Genomic DNA, 18,068 nt, shown 5'->3' with positions numbered 1-18,068 from the left:
AAAGAGCTGCATGAGTTTGTAACTAAGACGTCCAGCCATGAATATGTAGGCAATGCTCGAATCATGAAGCGAACCATTGATAGCGCTGAAGGCGGACTAAGAAATCAATACTACAAAGACTACGGCCAACGATGGCATCCAGTAGCTAAGAAAAAGAATATAGATATGATTGATTACGTCCATGACTTATTAGCTCAGGGGCGTTTTTATTATCTAAAACCGACAATGAAGACTGGGTTGCCTAATTGTGACGATTTAACACTCTTCATTGAAGAGCACAAGCGATACCAATTTGATGAGAAGTATTTGAATACGGATGATCCAAAAGTAATTAAGGAATTTGATCACAGCGTCGATGCGTTCAAGTACGCCTGCATTGATAATGCCAGAGATTGGAAGCTAAAAAGGTAGGTGAAACCATGGGACTCATTCAAAGTGTAAAAAATCTATTCAAGAGAGGGGGCTATGCATTGACTGGACAGACATTAAACTCGATAAACGATCATCCAAAAGTGAATATCGATCCAATCGAACTAGAGCGTATTGAGAAAGATTTTAAAGAATATCGTAATGAGTATGACAGGATAGAATACATCAATTCAAACAATGAAATCATGAAGCGAAAATACATGACCATTAATATGCGCAAACTGACCGCAGAAATGATGGCAAGCTTGGTGTTTAATGAGCAGGTAGAAATCACCGTAGATGATGAGTCAGCGAACAAGTATATTCAACACGTTTTTGAACATAATGATTTCAAAAAGAACATGACAAAATATCTCGAACCAATGTTCGTAGCTGGTGGTTTAGCAGTCAGACCTTACGTCGATACAGAGACTGGAGAAATGGAGTTTTCTTGGGCGTTGGCGAATGCCTTCTATCCGCTTCGTTCAACGTCGAATGGCATTGCCGAAGGTGTTTTAGTGTTTAAAACGCTTGAAGTGGAGAATAAGAAGACCATTTTCTACACGCTACTAGAATTCCATGAATGGAAAAACGGCGACATCGTAATTACCAACGAATTGTACCGTTCGGAATTTGCCGGACAAATCGGAAATCGTGTAACGCTAGGGCATAACGGTCAATACGAAGGCTTGGAAGAGACAACTACCTTAAAAGCCATGACAAAGCCCCTATTTAATTACCTAAAACCTGCTGGATTCAACAATTTTAGTTTGTATAGCCCTTTAGGTATTGGTATTTGTGATAATGCGGTGAATACGTTGAAACAGATCAACGATACGTTCGATCAATTCAATTGGGAAATTCGAATGGGGCAACGAACTGTTGTTATTAGCGACCATGTATTAAATTACATTCCTGATGAACAAAATCAAACCATGAACCCCATTTTTGATCCAGATGTCAATGTTTATCGCCCCATGCGGATGGACGACGAGAAGGAACTGATTAAGGATATTACGAATGATATCCGAGCAGAGCAGTACATTACGGCGATAAACCAGTTCATGAAGACGCTTGAGATGCAGATGCAACTATCTGTAGGAACGTTCAGTTTTGATGGTCAATCCGTTAAAACAGCAACTGAGATTGTCAGCGAGAACTCGTTAACCTATCGAACACGCAATATGCACTGCAACGAAGTGGAAAAATTCATCAAAGGATTAGTTATTTCAGTCCTTGAATTAGCTGCCGGAACAGTCGTGGAAGGCGGAACAAAACTCTACTCTGGTGAAATTCCTAGTTATGAAGAAATCAGCGTAGATTTTGATGACGGTATTTTTGAAAGCTTGGATCAAAAGTTGGATTTTTATAGTAAAGCGAAAACAGCCGGTTTAGTTCCAACCACCAAAGCGTTAGAAGGGTTGTTCAAACTAACTGAGGAAGAGGCTGCTAAATGGTTTCAGTTGATCCAAACGCAAGAGACTGGGCTTGATCAAGCTGAGATTCAAGCCTTTTTGGAACAACGAGAGCTAGGAGCTGATGAGTGATGCTCACACCTCATCAATTAGATATCTGGTCTAGTAACATGGCACACCTTTATCAATCGTTAGAAGGCGAACTGATCCGTCTAATCGCCAAGCGTCTGAACACGGGGCACGAGGATATCCTTGAGTGGCAACGTGAAAAACTGCAAGAATTACACCTTTTCAATAAGGATGCCGTCAAAGCAATTTCACAATTTACTGGAATCGCCGAATCAGAAATCACTCGTATGTTTGAAAGCGCTGGTCAAAAGATTGTCAAAGATATAGACGGTCAGCTCCCATATGATCCGTTGCCAAAACCGAATCACTTAGACGACATTATGAAAGCCTACCATGACCAAGTATGGGGTGATATCAATAACTATGTCAATCAGACATTGCTATCTACTAACTTTGGCTATGGTCAAGCACCAACGCTGATGTATCAAGAGATAATCAACAAAACGACGGCCGCGTTTAACAGCGGTCTTTTTACATTTGAGCAAGCGCTAGAGCGCACGCTTCAACAATGGGCGCAAAAGGGTATTCGTTCCACCTTCGTTGATAAAGGCGGTCATACGTGGAGCTTAGAACGGTACATTCGAACGGTGTTAAAATCAACGCTTGGAAATACCTATGACAAGTTAAGAAAAGAGCGTATGGCGGAATATGGCATTCACACTGTGTTGGTAACCAGTCATATGGGGGCACGTCCTGCGTGTTCAAGAATTCAAGGGCATGTGGTCGACCTTCGCGAAGATGTACCGCCAGAAAGCGACTATAAAAGCATTTACGATCCCTACTGGCAAGCAGATTATGGCGCACCGGGTGGTCATCGAGGTGTGAATTGTCAGCATTTGCATGTTCCGTTTATTCCTGGGGTCAATACAAACAATCTACCGAAATACGATCCGAATGACAATGCCAAAGTTGCGGCATTAACTCGAAAACAACGGGAATTAGAACGACGGATTGTGAAGTTCAAAAAGAATCAGATGGTTTCAGAAGCGCTAGGACAAACGGACAATGCCCAAGCTTGGGGGCGAAAAATTCGTGCAACACAAGCAAAAATGAGGGAGCTTGTGGGCTCTAACGAGTATTTAAGCCGAAATTACGCACGAGAAAAAGTGTACACCCCAATCAACACACTGTTGAAAGATTTCAGATATGACGATTTTTAGAGGAGGGAAACCATGAGTGAACAATTGTTCCGATGTTGTTATTGCGAAAAATTAACACCATTGATCATGAAACAAGACAAACTAGGCGATAGTGTGCAGCATAATTACGCCCAGTGTAACCATTGTAAAGGGAAAGTCACGCACAGTTACACGAATAAGCATATTCGTGGTTTGTTGTTCCGTCAACGCAACACGAAACCTGGCAAGAAAAAAGAAGCCCTTGCGGAACAAATACTAAATGAAATGGATGTACTGAAAGCCCAATACGAATAGGGAGTGAAGTTGATGGAAACCCACGAACAAGTAAAACAAGGCAACTCACAAAATGATTTTATGGAATTTTTCAAAGGACTTGATAAAAATTACCAACGCTACTTGATCGATCAGATACAAAAGAAACCACCGGACAACAAAATTGAATCAACCGAGGCAGACAGTGCCCGTCAGGTTGGTGATCCAAAATCTCGTTAGCCGCCGTGAAGGCTTTTTATTTTGCCCTGAATATGGCGTTAAACTGTTCACTCCATCGTGGTCGTTGCCACGTTAAAACTCGAAAGGATGAAAGATATGAAAAGAGATCAACTAAAAGAATTAGGTTTGCCAGACGAGCAAATCGGCTCAATCATGGCGTTACATGGTCAAACAGTGAATGAATTGAATCAAAGCTTAGCGACTGCAGAGCAAGAGCGAGATCAGTTCAAAGAACAACTTGACTCGAACCAATCTGAATTGGACACACTCAAAAAAGCAGCTGAAGGCAACGAAGATTTATCGCAACAATTGGCGGATTTACAGACCAAGTTTAATGAAGCCAAAACCAATTCTGAAAAACAACTCTCGGAACAACAAAAGGATTTTGCGATTAAACTAGCGTTGAAAGAAGCCCATGCACTGGATGAAGACATTGTGTTGGCGCAGTTGGACAAAGATACCATCAAAGTCGTAGACGGAAAGTTACAAGGGTTTGACGAGCAGTTGAAGGGCTTGCAAGAAAACAAAGCATTCTTGTTTCAGAAAGAAAACAAACCAAGCCCGACACCGCAGATTTTCCCTGGTGGAAATCCTAAGGGCGCGACTGGTGAAACGAAAGCCTTAACTGAATACAGCTACCAAGAGTTAAAAGAAATGAAAGATAATGATCCAACTACTTTTGAAGCATTAACTAAAAATTATTAATCGGAAAGAGGGAAATACAAATGGCACAAAATGAATTAACCATGTTAAAAAACCTAGTTGATCCGGAGGTCTTAGCACCAATGATCTCAGCGCAACTACCAGAAGCAATCAAATTCTCAGGAATCGCACCAGTGGATACCACGTTACAAGGACAACCTGGGTCGACTATCACTGTACCGAAGTACAAATACATCGGCGACGCTGTAGATGTAGCAGAAGGCGCAGCAATTGATTATTCTTTACTAGAAACCGAAACGGCTAAATGGTCGATTAAAAAAGCCGGTAAAGGGGTCAAATTAACGGATGAATCGGTTTTATCTGGGTATGGAAATCCAGTGGGAGAAGCGCAAAGCCAAGTGAGAATGTCAATCGCTTCTAAAGTGGATAATGACATTCTAGAAGTAGCGAACACGGCCACTTTAGTTGTGAATCATGCCATTGATTTAGACTTGATCGATCAAATAGAAAACACCTTTACTGATGCTCCAGACGCCATTGAAGGCGAACAAACGGATTCAGTAGGCGTTTTGTTCCTATCCTACAAGGATGCAGCTAAATTACGTAAATTAGCTGGTCAGAACTGGACACGTGCTTCGCAATTAGGGGACAAGATTTTAGTATCTGGTGCATTTGGGGAATTGCTAGGTTGGGAAATTGTTCGATCTAAAAAAATCAAAGATAATGAAGGAATTGCCGTCAAGACGGGTGCGCTGAAAACATTCTTGAAACGTAGCTTATTAGCGGAATCCGAACGAGACATTGACCATAAGTTGACAAAATTCAATGCCGATCAACACTATGTCGTAGCACTAGTTGACGAAACAAGAATCGTTCGAATTAAAGCGGGGGAGTAACAATCCCCGCTACAGGCGTGACACTATCGCCAAAAACCTCTTCGGCAGTCGCGGGGACTGCTGGAACCAGACAATTAACCGCTGTTGTTGCTCCTGAAAATGCTTCAAACAAAGAAGTGAGCTTTTCAATATTGCCCGAAACACCTGGGTTGAAAGTTAGTGCTTCTGGTTTGATTTCATGGACGGATGCAGTAGGGGATGGAATGTATACGACTACTGTGAAAACCGCAGAAGGCTCATTCACAGATAGTCATATTTTGACACTAACAGATCCAAATGAAGGTTAGTCTATTGACTAGCCTTTTGATTTTGAAAGGAGGCAGTCATGGAATATCTGACGTTTGAAGAGTTTAAAGAACTGACTGGGCGAGAAGCCTTCAAAAAAGAGCGGTTCACCCAATTTTTACCTAAAGCATCAAGTGTCTTGGATCATGTGACCAATCACTTTTACCAACTGCATGACCTTGCAAAAGACCCGATCGGTTTTCGTGTGAGACAATTCAAACTTGCGCTCTGCAGCCAAATCATCTATTTTGATGAATTGGACGCCGACACTTTCGAAGGGCTGAATAAAGCCCCTCAAACCGTCAGGATTGGCGCTACAACTATTTCCAACAGCAGTCGATACAACGCTGGTGGTGCAAATGAAAGTAAGTCGCTAGTGGCAGATGACATCTATATTTATCTCGAAGGAACCGGGGTATTGTATCGGGGGTGTCCAGTATGTTAGTTCAAAAACCACCAATCGAAACCCTGGTTGAAGAAATGGTTCATCGATCGTATCTTGGCGAAGGTGACTATAACAAACCGTTGTACGGAAAATATGAGCCCATTCGGCATGTTCGGATTGATCGTAAGCCAAAGTATATGTTTGATAGCAAAGGAGAAAAAATTCTGTGGAACGCTACGGTGTTCTGCTACGCAGGACTCACGGATCCGCTACCAGCATTCAAAGAAAAAGATGCATTAATTTTCGATGGTATTGAACATAAGATCGTCAGTGCAGCCATGTTTAAGGAGCCCTACGTGGATCAAATTTACTCTTATGAGCTAGGGGCGATCTAATGGCGGGATATGTCAAAGTTGACGTTGAGGGCATTCGGGCAAAACTTAGTCCACAAGCTATGATTGAGGGGCGAAGAGCGTTAGCCAATCAAATGTTGGCGGACATGCATCCGTTTGTTCCGAAAAAAGACAACCATTTACGACAAGCAGTTTCCATTGCGCGTGACGGCTCAGAGATCATTTATTCCATGCCGTATGCCAAAGCACAGTTTTACGGAACGAATGGCAAAACGGTCTTTAGAAACTATAGCACGCCCGGCACTGGTAAACGATGGGATTTACAAGCAAAAGGGCTTTACATGGCTTCATGGGAGCGTGCCTTTTTGAGAGGAGCGGGATTTTAGATGGATTTTATCGATCGGCTATGTGATGCCATTAATACGATACCAGATTTGCCCATTAAAATACGCAAAGGTTATTTGTCCGAAAAGGAGAGTTTGGGTATCTATCCAATCCCAGGGGGACAAGTGGGCACGCGGTATTACGATGGCACCAAAGAAGAGCAGCTAAATTATGAAATCGAAATGCAATCCAACGATCCAGCAAAGGTGGAAACCACCTTATGGCAGATTTCGGATTTCATTGAACGACTGGATCATTTAGATAGTCACACAAATTCATTTCAATTTAACAACATAACGATTGCAAGCAAACCTTTCCTTGGGCAACCCCAAGAGCAAGATTGGTTTGTTTTTTTGTTGCAGATTCAAGCAACGATTACAACCTATTAGAGGAGGAGCAAAAACATGGATGCAACTATTTACCAAAATTTTTTACGGAAACACTATATCGGAAATACAAAGAAAGACTTAATCTTAATCGGTGGCGGAATTACAAGTATTGCGCCGGACTTTGAAGAAGATAGTGAGGATATCGCGTACTATGACTTAAACGGGAGTACCTCCAAATTCACCAAGAGCGTGACGGTGTCCTATGCGTTTGAAGGGCACCGGAAATACGGAGATCAGGCACAGGATTTCATGCGTGCGAAGTTGTTCAAATTGAATGAACGAAGCTGCTATTTGCGTGTAGTCGAACCTGATGGAACGATTATTGAAGGTCCTGCAAAAGTCAGTGACATTCAGGCGCACGGTGGGGATGCAAACGATCCGTCAGAATTCAAATGTACGATCTCATTTGAAGGTTTGCCAACGGAATCAAAAAAAGAGGGAAAGTAGAAAGCCCTATCGTCGAAGACGTCACACCTACGATTGATGGGGCAAAACTAGCATTGAAATAAGGAAAACGAAAAAGGGGGGCGTGCACACGCCTCTTTTTTGTTTAGGAGGAGTAATAGCATGATTAAAATTGAGGCAAAAAGAAAATTCGTTCCTGTTGAAATCGGGAAAAACACCTTTCAATTTGATTTATCCGACGACGCAATTTTGAAGTTGAGAGATACGTATGACAAAACGCTCGCTGAGGTGAAAAAAATCGATGTAACAGCAGATATTTCCGAAAAACAACGGATCGAGCGAACTAAAAAACTGTTTAAAAGATCCTTTGATTATCTTCTAGGTTCGGGTGCATTTGACAAAATTTACAAAGAAGTGGGGTCGATTGCTTCTGTCACCGATATTTTAGCAGAGCTAAACGAACAATTACCACAAGCGATCGAAGAAACCCTGATCAGTGAGAAATCGAAGAAATATTTAGGTGAGTAACGATGTTTACATTCGCCTATGGAATTGAAGACACCATCGAATGGCAGGGGGAACGCTACGAACTTCATATGGCGTATGATACGGTTCTGCGTTTTTTTGATGTTTGGGCGGATGGCAGCCTGACAGAACACACCCGATTTATGCTTGCGTTGCAATTGTTTTTCGGGAAGGAGACGCCACTTTTGGGTTTGCCTGTGGAAGAACAGCTTCAAATTTTACAAGGGGTTATCCAAACCTGTGTATTGGTCGAAAAGCCTTCAGTGGTAAAAGCAACGCTGGAAAAAGAGGACATTACCAACGAAAAAAAAGAGTGTTACTCCTTGACGGAAGATGCAGATATTGTATTTGCGTCTTTTTATTTTGATTATGGCATCGACTTGCTAGAACAACGCGGGGAATTGCATTGGGCGAAGTTTAAGGCGTTGTTAAACAACTTAAGTGAAGACTCTAAATTGGCTCAAGTGATTCGGATTCGCCAATGGGAACCAAACGAACAGACCACTTTAGAGGAAAAACGCCAAATGAAACGATTGCAACAATACTATGCATTAGGGGTTTCGCAAAAAGATGCCGAAGAGTTAATGTACTTCAATTCGCTTTCTGGCGAAGAAAAAGAAGCCTTTGCTCGCAAACGTTTAGCTGAGTTAGAAGGAGGTGGCATACATGGCTGATGGAAGAGTGGTGATTGCTGTAGATGCGGACGGACGTCCGATTCGTACACTAAACAGCGATTTAGACCAATTGGAAGGGAAAGGACAGAAATCCTCCAGAGGGATTAAGGAAATCGCTGCTGCTTTAGGCGCAGTAAAGATTGCTTCTGTCGCTTTCAATGTTTTGAAAGATTCGGTCGATGCCGCGATTAGTCGTTTTGACACGATGCAAAAATATCCCAAAGTAATGAAGGCCTTAGGATTCAGCGCAGATGATTCGAAAAAGTCAGTAAAGCGTTTGGCAGATGGCATTGATGGCTTGCCTACAAGATTAGATACAGTAGTTTCTACTGCGCAACGTATGACAGCAGTCACCGGGAACATGAATAAGTCCACGGATGCCACGATTGCCTTGAATAACGCTATGTTAGCCAGTGGTGCATCAACGGCAGACGCAGGGCGCGGAATGGAACAATACATTCAAATGCTTTCTACTGGCAAGGTAGACATGCAATCTTGGCGTACGTTGCAAGAAACCATGCCGATTGGTTTGCAAAAAACCGCTGAAGCTATGGGTTTTGTTGGTGAAACTGCCCAGACCGATTTGTATGCCGCGTTGAAAGATGGAAAGGTCACCTTTAAGGAATTTCAAGACCATTTAATCAAATTGGGAACCGGAACTGGCGAATTGGCCAAACTTGCGAGAATCAACAGTGAAGGAATTGGCACCTCATTTGAAAACTTGAAAAGTTCAGTCATTAAAGGCTTAGCCAATATTTTGCAAGCGTTAGACGATGTCGTCAAAGCATCGACAGGTAAAACAATTGCTCAAAACATTGATGGATTGAAAGCAGTGATTAACGCGGCGTTTACGACTATAGAAAAAGTCGTTCGCTCGACAGTTCCAGCCTTTAAAGCTGTAGCTAAAGCCATTGGGGATTTACCAACTAAAACGTTAGAGCTGTTCAAAGAAATTGCTGAAACCGCATTTACTATTGTGGCTTCAACCATCAAGGTTGCTACAGAAATCCTTAAATTTTTTGCGGCAACTGTTGCTGCCTCTGTGGGTATAGCGATTGATTTGTTCCGCTCAATGATAGAAACATTGCAAGAGGTCGTTCCGCCGGTCAAGTTACTTGGGGATGCGATAGGTAAAATGCTTGATTTCCTCAAAAGTAATGGCTCTATACTCAAAGACTTTGTTACAACGCTTACGGCAATACTAATCATTCAAAAAGTAGCAATAGCTCTCACTAAAACGGAAGCAGCGATCAAACTATACCTCGTCGGAACGAAAGCCGCAGAAATTGCGACAGCAGCATTCGGAGTTGCTCAAAGCGTATTAGCTGGCACCACTTCTTTAGCTACAGTAGCAACGACAGCGTTTAATGTAGCAATTAAAGCCTTGTTAGGGCCTATTGGTTGGGTCACGGCAGCAATCACCGTACTAGTGGCTGCAGGCGTGGCATTGTGGAAACACTTTAATAAAGAACCAGAAGCGGCGAAAAAGACCCGTGAAGAGTTCGAGAAACTAACCGAAGAAACAAAGACACTTGCCGAAGAGACCGAAAAACATATTGCAGACCGTAAAGACGAAATGTCTGCCTTAGAAGGGTCTTCAAAGAGCACGCAAACGTTAATTAGTGAAATTGCACGCTTGTCTGAACAAGAAAACAAGTCAACAAAAGACAAGAACGCCATGGAAAAAGCCGTTGAAGAATTAAATAATTCGATGGAGGGTTTAAACCTTGCGTACGATAAGCAGAATGATTCGTTGTCCAAAACGCCGGATCAGATCAAGGAACAAGTTTCCGCTTTAAATGATCTGAAACAAGCGCAAACTGCACAGGAACAAATCAACGAGATTGTGAAAGAGCGAAATGAGATCGAGGGCAAATTGTCTGAAATCAAAGACAAGCGCGAAGCGTTAAATAAAACAATGGCTGATAGTCCTGCTGGCTACAAAAAAGTAGCAGAAGCAGGAAAGGAGCTTGACGAGCAAGAAGCATCATTGGTTCAGCAACAAAAGAACCTTCAAGGGGAATTGACAAATACGACCCAAATTTATGAAGAGTCGATGGGAAGCGTGACCGAAGCGGTAAAAAATGGCGTATTCGAGCAGAAAATTTCGTTTGAATCCTTAAGCCCTGTACAAAAAGAAGTTATGGAAAGCATGCGTGCGGAATTCCAATCTTTAGAAGAAAAAGCCGGAAATGCGTTTGATCAAATCCAACAGAAATCAGCGATTTCCGTAGATCAGATGATTGAGAATATGCAGAAAAACCAAGAAGCGATTGCGAGTTGGGGGAAAAATATTTCCGAATTGGCTGAAAAGCACGTCGATCAAGGCTTACTTGAACAGTTAAGGAAGATGGGACCAGAAGGAGCGGCACAAGCGGCAGAGTTAAATACTCGTAGTGCCGAAGAACTTCAAGCGTTGAACGAAACGTATAGAAATTCTTCTCAAACTGCAATGAATGCCATGAAAGAAGGCTATGAGCTAGGAAAAAACGGTGTCAACGAAGAAGTCGCTAGTATCATGCCGACTGCTAAAAACACCTTGACGCAAAGCATGAAAGACGCAAACTTTGGAGAAGCTGGTAGCAATATGACGAGTGATATCGCTGCCGAAGCTTCAAGAACCGACGGCAAAGTGAAGGATGCCCTGTCAGGCGTCGTTGACAATGCCACAAAAGCCGGAAAAGAAAAAGCAAAAAAAGGCGGAAAAGAAATCGGGGAAAATATTCCAAAAGGCGCCGTAGAGGGAATTAAAGCAGGGAAATCCGATGCCGAAAAAGCTTCTTCGGATTTAGCTTCAGGGATTTCCGAGAAAGCGAAAGATAAATTAGGCGTTCACAGTCCATCTAGAGTATTTCATGAAATTGGTGAAAATGTCACTAAAGGGTTGGATAACGGCATTCAAAACGGCAAAGATCAGCCAAAACAGAGCATCTCGTCTGTGGTAGATCAAATGATTGAAGCAACAAATAGGATTGCCGATTCTATGGAAAATAGCGGTAGAAATGCCATGATTGGTCTTGCAAACGGGATCAATGCAAACGCCAATTCTGCGCTAAATGCCGCAAGAAATGTTGCAAACCAAATTACGGAAACGATCCAAAACGCACTAGATATTCATTCGCCCTCTCGTGTAATGAGAGACCAGGTAGGTCGCTTTATTCCTCAGGGGATTGCAGTCGGAATCGATAAAGATGCGTCAGAAGTGGTCCGCTCCATGCGTGCGCTTTCCGAAAAAACATTCGGAGTAATTACCCCAGAATTAGCGCTAGGTGGCGGGCAATCGATCGGAAAAACTGGAATCGGCAGACAGATTATTAACAATCAGTCAGCTAGCCGAACAGAAAACTACAGTCCAACCTTCAATTTTACGATTGAGCATGCGGATTTATCGAATGACCAATCAATTGAAGAAACCGGAGAAAAGCTTGCGCAATCGGCAGAACGAAAATCAAGGAGGCGATTTTAATGGATTTCACAAATTATCCCTATTTTCAATTTAGAGGGCGGAAATCGAATGAATATAATCTAAGACTGCTGAATGAGATCGATTTTGTGGTTGCAGAGGCTTCCCTTGATTTTCAAGAAGTTGATGGTCGGCAGTCAGACGTCATTTACGATCGCCGAAAGTACAAGGACATTGAAAAACGATTCCCTGCACGGCTGTTTAAACAGCCCAACAAAACGGTGGCGCTGCAATTACGAGATATTGCCGCATGGTTGTATGCGGATGCGCAGTATTCGCCATTACTCTTTAGCGAGTACCCCGAATATTATTACAAAGCTTTCGGGTTCAAAGGGATCACAGCTCGAGATGAACAACGAGAGTGGCTAGATGTCGAGCTGGTTTTTAAATGCCAACCGTTTGTGTTCCGCTTGGATGGGGAAGATTTCCGAGAAATCCAACCAGGGCAAACAATTACGAACCCTGAACCTTTTCATAGCCTGCCATTTGTGACGTTTACGAAAACAAACGCTTCGTTAGACAGCAACATTTACATCAATGGCAGACCTTTTCGGATCGCAAAAGAAGCGGGTACAGGCGTAATTACGATCGATTCAGAAAACGGCATTGCCTATAAAGAAGGTGGCGTGAACGTCTCTAAGCATTGCTTACTCTCAACAGAGGGCTATCACCCAATTACCTTAGAACCAGGTAGAAATAAAATCAGCTACAACAATATCAGTGATTTAAAGATTCGACCCCGATGGAGGACGTTAGCGGTATGAGTACGATTATTTTACACGATAAGAAGAATAATAACTGGCAATCTTTGGGCATTGGTCCTTTGACGGATGCCATCAATCCACAAGTCACAAGGGAAAAACACGGAGAGTATACCCTGCGTTTCAAGTATCCAGTCAAAGGTATGTTATTTCCTGAATTGAAAATCGGTCGTTGGATTGTGTCAGATGCAGGCGCTCGTTTGGAAGCAAAAGCACAGCAGTTTGAAATTGCCACTATCACAAAGCCGATTAACGGCATCGTAGAAGTTTATTGCGAACATTACAGTTTCAAGCTGTTGCGTTCGGCGGTAAAGCTCGGTTCTCAATTCAAGGACATTCCAGCTCAAACGGCTTTGAATCAATTGCATGACCGGATGGAACCCAAAGGAGATTTTTCCTTTTTCAGTGATGTGACCACACACTCTTCGATTGATTTTACCGATCCTTCGAAATTTTCCAGCGCACAAGATGTGCTAGGTGGCGTGAGAGGATCAATTCTGGATAACTTCGGTGGGGAATACCTGTTCGATAATAATGAAGTGAAATTATTGGCACGAGCTGGGCGAGATACCAATGTGGTTGTGGCTTATGGGAAAAATCTAACGGATATTCAACAAGAAGAATCCATTGAAAATACCTACACCTCCGTTTATGGCTGGGCGAAAGTAGGAAGTGGCGACGAGGAAAAAATCCTCACGCTGCCTGAAACGAGTATCGACAGTGACTATGTCGGGAACTACACCGAGCGCCGCATTCAGATGGTGGATTTTAGCGACAGGAACCCAAAAGACGTGAACGCCCTGCGGCAACAAGTCAAGCAATTCATTAAGAGTAACAACGTTGGTGTTCCAAGAGTGAACATAAAAACGAAATTTGTTGACTTGGCCAGTGCGACTGGTGAGGAGCAATTAAAGCGATTAGAAGAGCTGGATTTGTGCGACACCATCACGGTAGCGTTCAATGATCTAGGCATCAATGCCACAGCCCAAGTGATCAAGACCGTTTGGAACGTCACGCTAGATACGTATGAATCGGTGGAATTGGGTGACGCACGCACCGACTTTGCGAAGTTTGTCGAGGACGCACAACCCGATACCGACAAACTCTATACGAAAGTGGACTGGTTAGAAAAAGCCCAAAAAGAAGCGTCGGATATCATTCATAACCCTGGCAAGGGGCATGTGGTGGTTTATCCTTCCTACGCTGATCCACAAGAAATATTGATCATGGATACAACCGATATCAACACCGCAAAAAAAGTCTGGCGGTGGAATGTTGGCGGGCTTGGCTTTAGTTCAACAGGCTACAATGGCACGTATGGCCTAGCCATGACGAATAATGGCGCTATTGTTGCCGATCGAATAACTACTGGAACGTTGCGAGCAATCAATATCATTGGTGTTGCAATTTCTGGGAGTACGTTTGAAACAACCGGCGACAACGGAAAGATACTTATTTCCGGTGGAGAAATCAAGTTTCAGGATCGAACAGGAAAAGAATTTGGCCTTTTTTTCCCAACGAACGTCGGGGACTCTTCCTTAATTATGGCTATGGAATCGGCCGGAGGCGTGAGTATCCAGGCGGGTGAGGGATTGGTAAAAAATACTAGGTTTCAGATGGGAAAAGGGTATGCCACCGATTCGCCAGTCACAAATCTATTAGGAGAGCAAGTGGCCTTATGGTTGCATTACGCTCGAAATAATAAAATTTTATCTGGTGTTGAAATTTCTGGAGATGGTGTGAATCTCCGTGGTGGAACATTTGTAGACAAAAAACTCACAATCAAAAATGATACGCAAGCAAATTTCTATTCTTCCTTGAATATGAACGGCTATAAGATTTACAACCAATCAGACATCCGATTGAAGGAAAAGATCGAGGAAACAACGGTAGACGGCATTTTAGAAACGAAAAAATTGAACTTCGTTGAGTTCAACCGGAAGCAGAATTACCAAACGCAGGATCCAAATGCGCAGCCGTCAGACAAAAGAGAACTCGGGTTGATCGCTCAGTACTCACCATTTCTGTCGACAGAAGGCGACGAAGACCACTACTTGCGAATCGATACAACGAAACAAATCATGTTGAATAGCCTGACCAACAAACAGTTAATTGAAAAAGTCGAGCGTCTAGAAAAACAACTGATGCAATCGAAAAAGAAGACACGGAAATACCACAGAGGAGGGATTTGATGGCGAATAAGATTCTACATCTGGATATATCCAAAGACCCAAAATCAACCGAATTGAGTATTCTTCCGATCATTTACGGTCGTGTAGGTGACGAAGACACACAGACAGTGACGATTTATACGTCAAAACGTGATGAAGAATTTGAATTGACCAACCAGTTAATCACTTTTGAAGGGGTATTGGCAGGTGGAAAATCGAAAGTATTTGATACCGAAGGCGTAGTGAAGAAAGATCTACGCAAAGGAATTTTTGAATATACGTTTCCCAATCGGGCGTTTTCTGTTGCCGGTAAATACGAACGTGCCTATTTTTCTTTCGTTAAAGGGAAACAACGCGCGACAACCGAAGATTTTCAAATCATTGTATTGAAAAACGCCGACATCACCGCAGAAGAAGCGGAAACGGTCATCACGGAATACAATAAACTGGTCAAAGAATTACAAGAGCTGCAAAAGAAGAATATTGCAGAATTGAAAGAGGAACAAGACGCCTACATGAAGGCACTTGATCAACGCGTTTCGGAAATGAAGGCGCGACTTGTCACTCTGGAAGCGGACATAAAAAAATACGAGGAATCGGTTCAAAAAACCGCCACGGATGCCAAAAATACGATTTCCGATGCTTTAACAGAAGCGGTTGAGACCATTGCGGAAGCCTTGGAAGAATTCCAAAATCAGAACTTCTACACCAAACAAGAGTCCGATACTCGTTTTGCCAAGAAAACGGACTTGACCAAAGAGAATGTCCAGCTCGGTAACGTGGACAACTACGCGACTGCCAATCAGACTGATGCAGAACAGGGGATTGCAGGAAATAAGTTTATGACGCCAATGGGTGTGAACCAGCATGTCACATCTCGTATGGCTACTCAGGAAGAAGTGAACGAAGGGAAAGCAGCGGACAAATTGGTTTCCCCTAAAACGTTAGCTGGATTTAACAAAGCCAACATTCCTTTGGAAGTATATATTTCTCACAAATCAACGGTTGTAGAATTAGCCGACGTTATTTCAGGAAATAAATTTCCTATTGGTGATATTCAATCGATTGATTTATTTCATACTATTGATGATCTGCCCTTTACTCTAAGTTCTGACAAAACGACTTTGACAATGAAGAGAGATGCGACTTTGTTAATTCAACAATTACAAGAAGGTCGCGGGAATTCATCTGTATCTTATACAGATTATTTTTATTTCTACTTCAATGGTGGAACAACTCGTTATGATGGAATCAAGTATGGTATGGACGCTGGAGACACTGCCATTAATCTATCTCACTCTGGTATGGCACAGTGTGTAATGAACTTGAAAGCAGGCGATGTTATATGGACTAGCGTATCCACAAGATCGACTGATAGAAAACTTTGGAAGGGTTCAGTTAGGGGAACATATATTAAAGAAATGAAATCAGTTTAAGCACACTTTCGGGTGTGCTTTTTATATTGAGAGAGGAAGGGGTAGTCATGTGGAGTTGTTAGCAAAATTGATAGAAATAAATAGTGTGCTGGTCGCTTTGGGGATGGGAACGGTTATTTCCATTGCGGTCAAAATTTGGCGAACGGTTGTTAGTTCCAAAGCGAAAACAGAAGAACGGTTTAAGAATTTGGAATTTGCCAATTTGGCTATTTTGCACGATAAAATCTACACGCAATGTTCTTATTTCATTGAGCAGGGATGGATTCCTGTCGATGATTTAGAGAACTTGGATTATTTATGGCGTGGGTACCGAGGCTTAAACGGCAACGGTACCGGAGAGACGCTGTATAACAAAGTGAAAGCATTATCGAATAACAAACCGAAGGAGGAGTAAAAATGAAGATTGATTGGAAAGCTAAATTAACAAGTAGAAAGTTCTGGGTAGCTGTCGTGGGGTTTGTCACTGCCGTTCTGTTTGCGTTCAACGTAGATGCGGGAACCGCTGAAAAAATCATCGGGATCGTCACTGCCGGTTCGGTGCTGATTGCCTACATCATTGGAGAAGGCCTTGTCGATGCAAACCGAACAAACGAGGAGGACTAGCATGAAAAAGAAAATTTTACTTGGAGCTGTCGTAGCTCTTTTTTTGTTGCCAATTAATGGTTTTGCCTATACTGTCAACAATGAGTTTAACTTGGGGGCAAGTGAAGGCGATTCGCGTTTAGCAAGTCAAGATTATATCATTTTGCATGAAACAGGAAACTTGCGTGAACCTTCCGGGCGGAATGAAGCCACGTATATGCGTAACAATTGGCGAAATGCCTACACCACTGATATTGTTGGTGATTACGGGATTGACTATCGTGTTGGGCAATGGGGCTATGTCAGTTGGGGTGCTTTAAATGCTAACCCTTATGGTCCTGTTCAAATTGAATTAGAGCATACAACCAATAAAGCCAAATTTCAAACGAACTACAAAGCGTATATTGATTTGGCTCGTGATGCAGCAAAAACTTATAACATTCCGTTAACCTTAGATGGTTCGGGGCGGGGGATTAAATCTCATTGGTGGGTTACGCAAAATTATGGCGGCGATCATGTTGATCCATACACGTATCTCACTCAGATGGGAATTAGTAAGGCTCAGCTACAGCATGATTTGTTGTATGGAGTAGATGGAACCTCTACACCATCAACACCTAGCACGCCAACAGGAACTAAAAACGGAATTGCGATCGACAATGTTTCTAAAGATCAAGCTGTTAAGATGGTTCAGCGTGTTCAAACAGATTATTCATGGACATTGCTTCGTGATCAAGTGAAAGCTGTTAAACAAAGTGATGGCCGGTATACGTTGGCGATTAGGACTGGAAAAGGAAATCGATTGAATAAATCAGTGAATCGTCTGAGGCAGGAACTTCGCTCTTATTATCCTGGTTACATGCAACAAAATGTTGCCATTGTAAACGGCGATAAGGATTCAGCTACTATTGAAGCGCGCAACATGCCAGCAAGCGCGTTTAGTGGGAAAAATCCATTTGATGTTCACATGCGTAAATTCTTGAAGGATATCTTACTGGATGGGCAGGCGTATGCTGAGGCGAATTCTTACGGCACGTACGATGTTCGCATCAAAGGGGAAGGATTCAACGATCATGACGCACCAATCGTTCTCAAACAGATTCAAGAGATGGG

Annotated in this window: 22 protein-coding genes; all 22 read left to right on the top strand. The window is 42.6% G+C overall.

All coding sequences use genetic code 11. From position 1 onward, the window contains the following. Positions 1 to 411, top strand: a 411-nt coding sequence (locus IGI38_RS24645; protein ID WP_438734583.1) for a terminase large subunit, incomplete at its 5' end; no start/stop codon positions are given. A gap of 59 nt (positions 412 to 470) precedes the next feature. Beyond that, positions 471 to 1,955, top strand: a complete 1,485-nt coding sequence (locus IGI38_RS24640; RefSeq protein ID WP_438734582.1) for a phage portal protein — start codon at positions 471 to 473, stop codon at positions 1,953 to 1,955. Continuing rightward, a complete protein-coding gene (locus IGI38_RS24635) occupies positions 1,955 to 3,112 on the top strand; it encodes a phage minor capsid protein (RefSeq protein ID WP_438734585.1) in 1,158 nt (385 codons plus the stop codon). The genes IGI38_RS24640 and IGI38_RS24635 overlap by 1 nt, the downstream gene beginning before the upstream one ends. 12 nt (positions 3,113 to 3,124) lie before the next feature. Beyond that, entirely contained in the window at positions 3,125 to 3,385 is a 261-nt protein-coding gene (locus IGI38_RS24630) for a hypothetical protein (RefSeq protein WP_438734581.1), read from the top strand. Positions 3,386 to 3,397: 12 nt separating this feature from the next. After that, on the top strand, positions 3,398 to 3,583 hold the full coding sequence (locus IGI38_RS24625) for a hypothetical protein (protein ID WP_438734580.1): 186 nt from the start codon (positions 3,398 to 3,400) through the stop codon (positions 3,581 to 3,583). A 96-nt stretch (positions 3,584 to 3,679) separates the two neighbouring features. Next, positions 3,680 to 4,288 (top strand): phage scaffolding protein, encoded by a 609-nt coding sequence (locus IGI38_RS24620; RefSeq protein ID WP_438734579.1) that lies wholly within the window; start codon positions 3,680 to 3,682, stop codon positions 4,286 to 4,288. Between the two features lie 20 nt (positions 4,289 to 4,308). Beyond that, positions 4,309 to 5,142: a N4-gp56 family major capsid protein gene (locus IGI38_RS24615; RefSeq protein WP_438734578.1), complete on the top strand. Its 834-nt coding sequence runs from the start codon at positions 4,309 to 4,311 to the stop codon at positions 5,140 to 5,142. A 17-nt stretch (positions 5,143 to 5,159) separates the two neighbouring features. Further along, positions 5,160 to 5,429 carry a phage tail protein gene (locus IGI38_RS24610; protein WP_438734577.1) on the top strand — a complete coding sequence of 90 codons (270 nt, stop codon included), beginning with the start codon at positions 5,160 to 5,162 and terminating at the stop codon, positions 5,427 to 5,429. Positions 5,430 to 5,467: 38 nt separating this feature from the next. Continuing rightward, positions 5,468 to 5,872, top strand: a complete 405-nt coding sequence (locus tag IGI38_RS24605) for a hypothetical protein (protein ID WP_438734576.1) — start codon at positions 5,468 to 5,470, stop codon at positions 5,870 to 5,872. Next, positions 5,866 to 6,207 carry a putative minor capsid protein gene (locus IGI38_RS24600; protein WP_438734584.1) on the top strand — a complete coding sequence of 114 codons (342 nt, stop codon included), beginning with the start codon at positions 5,866 to 5,868 and terminating at the stop codon, positions 6,205 to 6,207. The genes IGI38_RS24605 and IGI38_RS24600 overlap by 7 nt, the downstream gene beginning before the upstream one ends. Then, complete coding sequence (locus IGI38_RS24595; protein ID WP_438734575.1) at positions 6,207 to 6,551, top strand: minor capsid protein; 345 nt, start codon at positions 6,207 to 6,209, stop codon at positions 6,549 to 6,551. Before IGI38_RS24600 ends, IGI38_RS24595 begins: the two co-directional genes overlap by 1 nt. Continuing rightward, positions 6,552 to 6,938: a phage tail terminator protein gene (locus IGI38_RS24590; protein WP_438734574.1), complete on the top strand. Its 387-nt coding sequence runs from the start codon at positions 6,552 to 6,554 to the stop codon at positions 6,936 to 6,938. Between the two features lie 15 nt (positions 6,939 to 6,953). Continuing rightward, on the top strand, positions 6,954 to 7,385 hold the full coding sequence (locus tag IGI38_RS24585; protein WP_438734573.1) for a phage tail tube protein: 432 nt from the start codon (positions 6,954 to 6,956) through the stop codon (positions 7,383 to 7,385). Between the two features lie 120 nt (positions 7,386 to 7,505). Next, positions 7,506 to 7,871: a hypothetical protein gene (locus tag IGI38_RS24580; protein ID WP_438734572.1), complete on the top strand. Its 366-nt coding sequence runs from the start codon at positions 7,506 to 7,508 to the stop codon at positions 7,869 to 7,871. Positions 7,872 to 7,873: 2 nt separating this feature from the next. Further along, positions 7,874 to 8,542, top strand: coding sequence for a Gp15 family bacteriophage protein (locus IGI38_RS24575; RefSeq protein ID WP_438734571.1), 669 nt, complete (start codon positions 7,874 to 7,876; stop codon positions 8,540 to 8,542). After that, the gene (locus tag IGI38_RS24570) at positions 8,535 to 12,008 is read left to right on the top strand and encodes a tape measure protein (protein WP_438734570.1); all 3,474 of its coding nucleotides are present in this window, start codon (positions 8,535 to 8,537) and stop codon (positions 12,006 to 12,008) included. The genes IGI38_RS24575 and IGI38_RS24570 overlap by 8 nt, the downstream gene beginning before the upstream one ends. Beyond that, entirely contained in the window at positions 12,008 to 12,769 is a 762-nt protein-coding gene (locus tag IGI38_RS24565; RefSeq protein WP_438734569.1) for a phage tail protein, read from the top strand. Before IGI38_RS24570 ends, IGI38_RS24565 begins: the two co-directional genes overlap by 1 nt. Then, complete coding sequence (locus IGI38_RS24560; RefSeq protein ID WP_438734568.1) at positions 12,766 to 14,958, top strand: phage tail spike protein; 2,193 nt, start codon at positions 12,766 to 12,768, stop codon at positions 14,956 to 14,958. The genes IGI38_RS24565 and IGI38_RS24560 overlap by 4 nt, the downstream gene beginning before the upstream one ends. Continuing rightward, the gene (locus IGI38_RS24555) at positions 14,958 to 16,373 is read left to right on the top strand and encodes a BppU family phage baseplate upper protein (RefSeq protein ID WP_438734567.1); all 1,416 of its coding nucleotides are present in this window, start codon (positions 14,958 to 14,960) and stop codon (positions 16,371 to 16,373) included. Before IGI38_RS24560 ends, IGI38_RS24555 begins: the two co-directional genes overlap by 1 nt. 49 nt (positions 16,374 to 16,422) lie before the next feature. Next, positions 16,423 to 16,767 carry a hypothetical protein gene (locus tag IGI38_RS24550; protein WP_438734566.1) on the top strand — a complete coding sequence of 115 codons (345 nt, stop codon included), beginning with the start codon at positions 16,423 to 16,425 and terminating at the stop codon, positions 16,765 to 16,767. A 2-nt stretch (positions 16,768 to 16,769) separates the two neighbouring features. Continuing rightward, positions 16,770 to 16,976 carry a hypothetical protein gene (locus IGI38_RS24545; RefSeq protein ID WP_438734565.1) on the top strand — a complete coding sequence of 69 codons (207 nt, stop codon included), beginning with the start codon at positions 16,770 to 16,772 and terminating at the stop codon, positions 16,974 to 16,976. 1 nt (position 16,977) lies between these two features. Then, the coding region (locus IGI38_RS24540) for a peptidoglycan recognition protein family protein (protein WP_438734564.1) at positions 16,978 to 18,068 on the top strand (1,091 nt) is incomplete at its 3' end.

It is taken from the genome of Enterococcus sp. AZ128 (genome assembly GCF_051714485.1).
Lineage (GTDB): Bacteria > Bacillota > Bacilli > Lactobacillales > Enterococcaceae > Enterococcus_A.
The sequence above is the reverse complement of the archived record's forward strand: the minus strand, read 5'-3'. Positions and strand labels throughout refer to the sequence as shown.